The organism is Burkholderia sp. APQ4-4ca (genome assembly GCF_057837105.1).
Window position 1 is genome coordinate 24,859 of the sequence record NZ_JBYQCG010000004.1, and the last position, 9,664, is coordinate 34,522.

At 67.8% G+C, this 9,664-nt stretch carries 7 protein-coding genes; 1 reads left to right on the forward strand and 6 read right to left on the reverse strand.

Annotated features, from left to right (window positions below; all coding sequences use genetic code 11):
• Positions 1 to 75: 75 nt before the first annotated feature.
• Positions 76 to 1,128 (forward strand): RNA-guided endonuclease InsQ/TnpB family protein, encoded by a 1,053-nt coding sequence (locus tag AC3IFE_RS00585; RefSeq protein WP_089469247.1) that lies wholly within the window; start codon positions 76 to 78, stop codon positions 1,126 to 1,128.
• A 64-nt stretch (positions 1,129 to 1,192) separates the two neighbouring features.
• On the opposite strand, the gene AC3IFE_RS00590 is transcribed toward AC3IFE_RS00585, so the two are convergent.
• From AC3IFE_RS00590 to AC3IFE_RS00615, 6 genes are all read right to left on the reverse strand, one after another.
• The gene (locus AC3IFE_RS00590; protein WP_489189262.1) at positions 1,193 to 2,608 is read right to left on the reverse strand and encodes a CheR family methyltransferase; all 1,416 of its coding nucleotides are present in this window, start codon (positions 2,606 to 2,608) and stop codon (positions 1,193 to 1,195) included.
• Positions 2,605 to 3,117, reverse strand: coding sequence for a chemotaxis protein CheW (locus tag AC3IFE_RS00595; protein ID WP_489189263.1), 513 nt, complete (start codon positions 3,115 to 3,117; stop codon positions 2,605 to 2,607). The genes AC3IFE_RS00590 and AC3IFE_RS00595 overlap by 4 nt, the downstream gene beginning before the upstream one ends.
• Positions 3,114 to 4,790: a methyl-accepting chemotaxis protein gene (locus tag AC3IFE_RS00600; protein WP_089469244.1), complete on the reverse strand. Its 1,677-nt coding sequence runs from the start codon at positions 4,788 to 4,790 to the stop codon at positions 3,114 to 3,116. Before AC3IFE_RS00600 ends, AC3IFE_RS00595 begins: the two co-directional genes overlap by 4 nt.
• A gap of 124 nt (positions 4,791 to 4,914) precedes the next feature.
• Positions 4,915 to 6,048: a hybrid sensor histidine kinase/response regulator gene (locus AC3IFE_RS00605; protein ID WP_089469243.1), complete on the reverse strand. Its 1,134-nt coding sequence runs from the start codon at positions 6,046 to 6,048 to the stop codon at positions 4,915 to 4,917.
• A 471-nt stretch (positions 6,049 to 6,519) separates the two neighbouring features.
• Positions 6,520 to 8,103 (reverse strand): Na+/H+ antiporter, encoded by a 1,584-nt coding sequence (locus AC3IFE_RS00610; protein WP_489189264.1) that lies wholly within the window; start codon positions 8,101 to 8,103, stop codon positions 6,520 to 6,522.
• A gap of 236 nt (positions 8,104 to 8,339) precedes the next feature.
• Positions 8,340 to 9,664 (reverse strand): aldehyde dehydrogenase family protein (locus tag AC3IFE_RS00615; RefSeq protein ID WP_489189265.1); only part of this gene is annotated, 1,325 nt, incomplete at its 5' end.

Consider the following 9,664-nt stretch of genomic DNA (forward strand, 5'->3'; position numbering starts at 1 on the left):
GACCCCGCCATTGATGGCGGGAAGGAAAGGCGTGCTGTTGACAGGCAGCTTCTTCCACGAGTTAGGATCACCGGCATGATCCTTGTCTACCGCTACCGGGTGAAGTCGCTCAACGGACTGCTCAACAAGCAGAGCCGTGCGGTGAACTACGTCTGGAACTTCTGCAACGACACGCAGAAGCACGCGCTCAAGTGGAGCAAGAAGTGGCCGACCGGGTTTGACCTGAACGTGCTGACGACCGGGAGTAGCAAGGAACTTGGTATTCATTCCGGCACGATCAACGCGGCGTGCGAGCAATACGCGAAGTCGCGCAGCCAGCACCGTCGGCCCTACCTGCGCTATCGCGGCAGGAAATCGCTGGGCTGGGTGCCGCTGAAGGGGCGTGACTTGAAGCGCGAGGGCGACGCGTTTCGTTTCGCCGGCAACACCTTCCGCGTGTTCAACAGCCGACCGCTTCCCGAAGGCAAGATCAAGGATGGAACCAACTTCGCGCAGGATGCACGCGGCAACTGGTTTCTCAACATCGTGATCGAGATGCCCGATGTGCTGGCCCGACCTATCCGTTCCGGTGTCGGCATCGATCTCGGCTTGAAAGACTTCGCCACACTTTCGACCGGCGAGAAGCTGCCTAACGATCGGTTCGGTCGATGCGCGGCCGAGAAACTCGCGAAAGCGCAACGGGCGCGAAAACACAGGCGGCATATCGCGAAGTTGCACGCCAAAGTGACGAACGCCCGTGCCGATTTCCAACACAAGCTCGCGCTCGATCTGGTGCGGCGCTTCGATTACATCGCGGTCGGCAACGTGTCGGCCGCAAAACTCGCCAGAACCAGGATGGCGAAGAGCGTCTACGACGCGTCCTGGTCGTCCTTCCGAAACAAGCTCCGTTACAAAGCGATGGCGCACGGAGTCACGTTCGATGAAGTCGACGAAAGCGGTTCGACCCAGTCCTGTTCGTCGTGCGGGTCGAAAGACAGCACGACGCGGCCGAAAGGTATCGCGGGGCTGAGAATAAGAGAGTGGACCTGCAGTGACTGTGGTGTCGAGCATGATCGAGATACCAACGCTGCGCTGAACATTCTCCGATGCGGACGTGCATCGCCAGGTGTGGGAATCTTCCGCCTTTAAGCGGAGGAGGACGTCAAGGGTTCCTCTGGTCATCGCGGTGTCGGTCCCATTTCCCGTCGTCGTGTCAGCCGGCCGAACGCCGGGCGCGTTCGAGCAGCCATTGCGCGCCCGCGCGATCGCCGCCGACGTCGAGCAGCGTCGCGAGATGCGTCAGCGCCTCGTGATGCGTGGGGCGCAGGTACAGCGCCTTGCGGTAAAAGTCGCTCGCTTCCGCGGCGTGCCCGCGCGCATCGGCGATCAGTCCGTTCAGGTAGAACGCATCGGCATGCGGGCCGACACGCGCCGAGAACTGCGCGAGCACGCGCTCGGCCGCGTCGAACGCGCCAGCGTTCGCCAGGGCCTGCGCATCCTCCAGCGTCGGCGCAGCGTCGATCGCCGGCGCGATGCCGTCGTAGGCCGGTGCGGCCGCCACGGCGGTCGCCGCCGCCGGAGAGGCCCGTGCGTCGACTGCGGCGGCCCGCACGGGCTGCGCCGCCGCGAGCGGCTGGCGCACGTCGCCGAGCCAGCCCGGCGGCGCGACGGCCACCACCGGGCGCGGCGCGGCGAGCGGTGCGAGCGTGAAGCGCTCCGTGCGCCGGTCCTGCGCCGCCGCGGACAGCGGCGCAACCGGCCGGGCCGCCCCTGCATCGGCCGCCGCGCCGGCCGGCTCGCGACGAAACGCGAACGCCAGCGGCACGCGCGCCGAGCGCATCCCGTGCCGCATCGCGACGCCCGTCTCCGCCGGCCCGACGAACAACATGCCGTCGTCGGCAAGACGCGCGTCGAGCGAGCGGATCACGCGGTCCTGCGCATCGCGGTCGAAATAGATCAGCACGTTGCGGCAGAACACGAAGTCGTAGCGAATGCCGTTGTCGGCCGCCGGTTCGACGAGGTTCGCGTGACTGAACTGCACGCACGCGCGCACGCGCTCGTCGAGCAGCCAGCCGTCACGGGTCGGCGTGAAATACCGCGTACGGAACTCCGTCGCCGTCCCGCGGAACGCATTGCGCCCGTAACAACCGAGCCGGGCCTGTTCGATCGCGCGCGCGCTGAGGTCGATCGCGTCGATCGCGAAGCTGCCCGGCGGGAGCCCCGCATCCAGCAACGCCATCGCCGCCGAATACGGCTCCTCGCCCGTCGAGCACGGCGCGCTCAGCACGCGGATCACGCGGCCGGGCATCGCGGCGAGCCGTTCGGCGGCCTGCCGCGCGAGCGTCGCGAAGGCTTCGCGGTCGCGGAAGAACCACGTTTCCGGGACGACGAACAACTCGATCAGCGCGCGCCGTTCGTCGGCCGACGCGTTGAGCTGCTGCCAGTACGCATCGAGCGCTTCCGGCGTGACGGGCGGGCGCGCGGCCGACGGCACGCGCTCGCCGTCCGCCTGCCACGCATGCACGCGATCCGTCAGCGCCCGCATCAGGAAATCGTTGCCGAGCGAATCGGTGTCGATGCCGGTCTCGCGCAGCAACCAGTCGCGAAAGCGCGCTTCGGACGCGTTCATGCGAACTCCTCTCCGTGGCCCGCCGGGCCGTCGAACAGATACAGGCGTGCCACGTCGTCGATCAGGTCGGGCACCGACAGCTGCTGCACGACGCCGTCGGGCGTGTTCGCGACCCGCCCGAGCCAGCGCGTGCGCGCGGTAGAAACGCCGCTGGCGCGGAACGCCGCGCGATCGATCCGCATCGTCTGCGTCGCCCGCTCGACGATCAGGCCGATCGTGCGCTCGCCATCGGCGTGACCGGAGCGATGGCGGACCATCACGAGCCGCGTCGAGCGCAGCGCCTGCGCGCGCCGCCCGAGCGCCAGCATCGGCACGTCGATCACCGGCACCGGCTGGCCACCGCGCATCAGCAGCCCGGCGATCCAGTCGGGCGCGCCGGGCACCGCCTTCATGACGGCGAGCGGCAGCACCTCGTCGATGCCGGCCGCGTCGAGCGCATAACGCTCGCCGTCGAGCTCGAACATCAGGAACAGCGCGTGGGCGCCGTGCTGCGGATCGGCGCGCGTCACGCGTCGACCTTGAAGCGCGACACGCTGGTGCGCAACTGGTTCGCGACGAGCGTCAGGTCGTCGATCGCCTGCGACGACTGGCGCAGCGACTCGGCCGTCTGCTGCGCGGCTTCCGACAGTTGCGACAGCGCCTGCGTGATCTGCTCGGCGCCGTTCGCCTGCGTCTGCATCCCTTCGTTGACCATCTGGAAACGCGGCGCGAGCGTCTGCACCTCGGCGATGATCTGCGACAGCTGCCCGCCCACCTGCTGCACGTCGAGCATCCCGCGGCGCACTTCCTCGGAGAACTTGTCCATCCCCATCACGCCCGCCGACACGGCCGACTGGATCTCCTTCACCGTCTGCTCGATGTCGTAGGTCGCGACGGCCGTCTGATCCGCCAGGCGGCGGATCTCGGTCGCGACGACCGCGAAGCCGCGGCCGTACTCGCCGGCCTTCTCGGCCTCGATCGCCGCGTTCAGCGACAGCAGGTTGGTCTGATCGGCCACCTTGGTGATCGTTGCGACCACCTGGTTGATGTTCAGCGCCTTCTCGTTGAGGATCGCGAGCTTCGCGTTCACCGAGCCGGCCGCGTCCATCACGCTGCGCATCGTCTCGCCCATCCGCGTGAGCCCGCTCTGGCTCACGCCCGCGAGCGTCGCCGACTGCTCGGCCACGCCGGCCACCTCGTTCATCGTGCGCAGCAGGTCGCGCGACGTCGCGAAGATCTCGCGCGAGGTCGCGCCGATCTCGGTCGTCGTCGCCGCGGTCTCGTTGGCGGTCGCCTGCTGCTCGCGCGACGTCGCCGCGATCTCGGCCACCGACGTCGTCACCTGCAGCGACGACTGCTGCGCGCGCGAAACCAGCTCGGTCAGCTCGTCGGCCATCCGGTTGAAACCGGTCTCGAGCGTGCCGAATTCGTCGCGGCGGCGCAGATCGAGGCGATGGGTCAGGTTGCCGGTGCGCATCACGTCGTGCACCTCGACGAGCCGCGCCATCGGCACGGTGACCGAGCGGTACAACATGTAGCCGAACCCGAGCGCGGACAGCAGCATGAACGCCAGCGCGGTCGCGAGCACGATCTCGGTGTCCTGCACGGATTCGCGGATCATCCTCGCGGACTGCTCGGCGAACTTGCGGTTCTCCTGCACCAGCACGTTCGCGTTGCGCACGACCTCGGTCCACGCGGGCAGCGTCTTCGCGTACGCGGCGACCGCCTCGCCGTGCGATGCGCGGCTGTTCTGCACCGCTTCGTTGAGCAACGGCACGTAGTGATCGTAGGCGCCGCGGAACGCCGCGAAGCGCTGCCGGTCGTCGTCGCGGAACGTCGTGTTCTGGTAGTCCACCGACAGCGACTCGATTTCCTTCAGCGCGTCGGCGATCTTCGCGAGATCGCGCTGCGCGGCGTCGGACTCGGTGTCGACGAAGACCCCGCGCTGCAGCAGCGTGAACGACTCGTTGACCGCGCCGCGCAGCGACGACGCAAGGTAGACGCCGGGCACCGAGTCGCGCTCGATGCTGACGGCTTCGGCGTTGATCGCGCGCAGGCGCTCATACGACACGCCGGCGGTCGCCAGCATCAGCACGAACAGCACGCCGAAGCTGAGCAGAATGCGATTGCCGAGCGTCAGCCGGGCAGCGCCGATCGTCGGATGCAGGCTTTCGTTGGTCGCGCGGGGCGTCAAGGTGGCCATGTTCGTTATGGGCTTTCTAAATTCAGCGTTGAAAAATCCGCGCCCGCCTGGCGCGCCGGTTGGCGCGCCACGAGCGCATCGGGGTCCCGCGGGCGGCGCGACGCCGGCAGGCCGCGCCGCGACATCATCGCTCCGCTTGCGCCGGCAGCCGGAGCGCGACCATGAAGCCGCGCGCCGTATTGCGCATCAGGATCTGGCCGCGATGCCGCGCCGCCGTCGCGCGGACGAACGCGAGGCCGAGGCCGAACCCGCTGCGCGCCGCGCCGTGCGCGGATTCGAGCTGCACGAACGACTCGGTCGCGGCCGTGCGCTGCTCCGGCGCGATGCCGGCGCCGGCATCCTCGACGCCGATCAGCCAGGCGCCGTCCTCGCCGCTCAGCGTGCAATGTACGTCCATCCCGGCCGGCCCATACTTCAGCCCGTTGTCGATCAGGTTCGCGACCGCGCGCGTCAGCATCATGCGGTCGCCCATCGTCACGCACGCGGTATCGGGCACGCACGCGCTCACCCGGCAGCCGAGCCCGGCCGCCTTCTCCCACAGCTGGTCGACGGCGTCGAGCACGATCTCGTTGAGACTCACGACCTCGTGCGCGCGCCGTTCGGACTGCGCACGGGTCAAGTGGATGAAGCCGTCGGCGAGCGCGAGCGCGCGCCGTGCATGGCCGGCGATGCGCTCCATGATCGCCGGCATGTCGCCGTGCTCGGCCCGGTAGACGTCCAGCAGCGCGAGGATCGACGTCTGCGGCGAACGCATGTCGTGCGACAGGAAATCGAGCGCCTCGTCGCGTTGCCGCGACATCAGGTACGAATTCGAGTGATAGCGGATGCGCGCGGTCAACTCCATCGCGTCGGGAAGCTTCACCAGATAGTCGTTCGCGCCGGCGATGAACGCCTCGCGCTTGACGATCGGCTCCTCCTTCGCGGACAGCACGATGATCGGCACGCGTGCGGTGCGGGGGTCCGCGCGCCAGGCGCGCACGAGATCGAGGCCGTCGATCTCCGGCATCACGAGATCCTGCAGGATGACCGTCGGCTTCACGTCGCGCGCGACCGCCATCGCCCGGTGCGCGTCGGTGCACACGTGCAGGTCGATGTCGTGCTCGCTGCGCAGCGCGCGACGGATCACCTCGCCGACGAACGGCTGGTCGTCGACCAGCAGGACCGATAAGCCCGATTCGAGGCAATCCGAGGCATTATCACTGCTCGATTCTTTCATAAATACAGTTTCAAACGCCGAATCTCCAATCGATTCTTTCATAGGAGTTGTTTATCCGACTTGGACACCATCTTATATTGGCAGGTTGAAAAAACCGCCTGATTCCGCCGATTTAGCCTGTCGGCCCTGCCTTGCGGGGCTTTGTACGCCGCTTATTTCCCCGTCGGCGGCCCACATTACCTCCGCATTCTTTCTCTCAATAAACTTAACCGGCTGATTCTAAATGAAATTAGAACACAGCATCTATCTCCTTCCGGTTTAGTTTTGCCAAATATGCAGAAAGAGACGGAATCAGATAAATCGGATCATTTCCGGATTCGAAGGACGATAACGTTTGCGAGACCGGCGCGATGAGGTTTGCATGCGCTGCAAGACTGGTGGCGGATCGTATCGGCGAATGTATTGGGGTCGGATGCGAAGGGCCGCAAACGGCAGGCGGGTGAAGAAAAATCGCGCGGCGGGTGCCCGACCCGCGCGTGTCAGGGCCGGCAGGACGCCGGCCCGTGCGCCCGCTTACCCGCGCGCGTGCTGCGCGGACACTTCCTGCAGATCGAGGTCGCGCTCGAGCGTGTGCAGCATCTCGTCGTGGATGCGCCCCGACCGATGCAGGCGCAACAGTTCGGCGCGCCCGGCCCGGATCGCGGCCAGCACCACGTCGTAGTGCGCCATACGCACTTCCGCCGGATACGCGGGCTCGTTCTTCGACCGTTCGGTCAGCTCGGCGCGATACGTGTATTGCTCGAGCAGACGCGGATGGATCACGACGCCGTGCTCGTCGCGCACGAGCGGCTGGATCGCCGCGAGCTGCGCGGCCTCGACGTACGCCCACGTCTGCGGCTCGGTCAGGTGATGCGCGGCGCGCTCGTCGCGCTGCGGCAGGCGCAGCAGCCGGATCAGCGGCCCGATCGTCGTGCCCTGCAGCAGCACGGTGACGAGGATCACCGCGAACGACGCGACGAGGATCACGTCGCGGCCGGGCAGCGCCTCGGGCAGCGACAGCGCGATCGCGAGCGTCACCACGCCGCGCATCCCGGCCCAGCTCATGATCGTCGCGGCCTTCCAGTCGGGCGCGTCGCCGCGCCGCACGAGGCCACGCACCGGCCACTTCAGCGCCTCGACCGCGTAGATCCACACGAAGCGCGACAGGATCACCGCCGCCAGCACCGCGAGCACCGGCGGCACCATCGTGCCGAGCACCTGCTCGAAGCCGCCGAGCCGGTGGATCGCGCCGCGCAGCGACAACCCGATCAGCACGAACACCATCGCCTCGAGCAGGAACACGATGACCTGCCAGAACGCGGTGCCGCGCGTGCGCACGGCCGCCGTGAACACCTCGTGCTGATGCCAGCCGATGATCATGCCGGCCGTGACGGTCGAGATCACGCCCGACACCTCGACCATTTCGCCCGCGATGTACGCGATCCAGCCGGTGATCACCGCGACGGTGATCACGAGATAGTCGTCGTCGAGCAGCTTCAGGAACCACACGACGAGCTTGCCGACCACGAAGCCGACCACCACGCCGCCGAGCCCGAGTTCCGCGAAGCGCACGACCGCATGCTCGAGGCTGAACGCGCCCGTGAGCGCGGCCGCGACCGCGAAGCGGAACAGCACCAGGCCGGCCGCGTCGTTCAGCAGGCTCTCGCCTTCGAGCAGCACCATCAACCGGCGCGGCAGCGCGACCCGTTCGAGCACGGCCTTCGCGGCGACCGCATCGGGCGGCGACACGATCGCGCCAAGCGCGAAGCACGCGGCCCACGGCAGCGCCGGCACCACCCAGTGGACGGCGAAGCCGACCGCGAACGTCGTGAACACGACCGCGCCGATCGCCAGCATCAGGATGCCGCCGACGTTGCGCTTGAATTCTTCCCACACGGAGAAGTACGCCCCATCCATCAGCAGCGGCGGCAGGAACACCAGCAGCACCAGCTCGGGATCGAGGTCGACCGGCGGCAGGCCGGGGATGAATGCGATGCCGATGCCGCCGATCAGCAACGCGGCCGCGGGCGGCAGCCGCAGCCGTTTGGCGATGCATTCGAGCGCGACGATCGCGAGGAATGACAACAGAACCAGCTTGAATGCCGAGACGGGGGACATGAATCGACCTCGTGAAGAATGAATTCGCGCGTTCCGGCGTCGTACCCCGGTCGGCAGTTTCGCGCGATTACATCACGACGCAAGGCCCGTAGTCGAGCGTGTTTCAGGCGGCCTGCCACGCGGTACACGCGCGGCGCCGTGCCACGCCGTGCGCCGCCATGAAAAACGGCACGCGGGCCGGCCCGATCGCCCGCCCGCGTGCCGTCGCGGCCCCGCGCCGCGCCGCCTGCCGCGCGTTACCGGCGCCGCACGACCATCAGCCGCGGCTCGGTCATGTCCTCGATCGCATAGCGGATGCCTTCGCGGCCGAGACCGGAATCCTTCACGCCGCCATACGGCATGTTGTCGACGCGGAACGACGGCACGTCGTTGATCACGACGCCGCCGACTTCCAGCTCGTCCCATGCGCGGTGCGCGTGCGTGAGCGAATCGGTGAACACGCCGGCCTGCAGCCCGAAGTCGCTGTCGTTCACGCGCGCGAGCGCGTCGTCGAAGCGGTCGAACTTCTCGAGGATCGCGACCGGGCCGAACGCCTCCTTCCGGTACAGGTCCTGCTCGCGCCCGACGTTTTCCAGCAGCGTCGCCTCGAACATCGCGCCGTCGACCTTGCCGCCCGCGACGATCTTCGCGCCCGCCGCGACGGCCGCGTCCATCCAGCCCGACAGCCGGCGCGACTCGGATTCGGAGATCATCGGGCCGACGAACGTCGACGGATCCTTCGGATCGCCCATTTTCAGCGAACGCGTCTTCGCGATCAGCTTCTCGCGCAGCGCGTCGTAAAGGTCGGCATGCACGAGGATCCGCTGCACGCCGATGCAGCTCTGGCCCGACTGGTAGTACGCGCCGAACGCGAGCCGCTCGACCACGTAGTCGAGCCGGTCGCGCTGGTCCGCATCGACGATCGCGGCCGCGTTGCCGCCGAGCTCCAGCACGACTTTCTTCTTGCCGGCCTTCTCCTTCAGCGCCCAGCCGACGGCCGGCGAACCGGTGAACGACAGCAGCTTGAAGCGCTCGTCGGTCGTGAACAGGTCGGCGCCGTCGCGATGCGCGGGCAGCACCGAGAACGCGCCCTTCGGCAGGTCGGTTTCCGCGAGCACCTCGCCGATGATCAGCGCGCCGATCGGCGTGCGGCTCGCGGGCTTCAGCACGAATGGACAGCCGGCCGCGAGCGCGGGCGCGACCTTGTGCGCGGCGAGGTTCAGCGGGAAGTTGAACGGCGAGATGAACGAGCACGGGCCGATCGGCACGCGCTTCGTGTAGCCCGTGTAGCCCTGCGCTCGCGCGGAGATCTCGAGGTTGACGATCTCGCCGTCGATGCGCACCGATTCCTCGGACGCGACGCGGAACGTATCGATCAGCCGCGTGACTTCGCCCTTCGAATCGTTGATCGGCTTGCCGGCCTCGATGCACAGCGCCTCGGCCAGCTCGTCGAAACGCTCGCGAAACCGCGCGACGCAATGATCGAGCACGGCCTGCCGCTTGTAGGCCGGCATCTCGCGCATCGGCTTGGTGGCGTCGACGGCCGCGGCGATCGCCGCATCGATCGCCTTCGCGTCGGCCA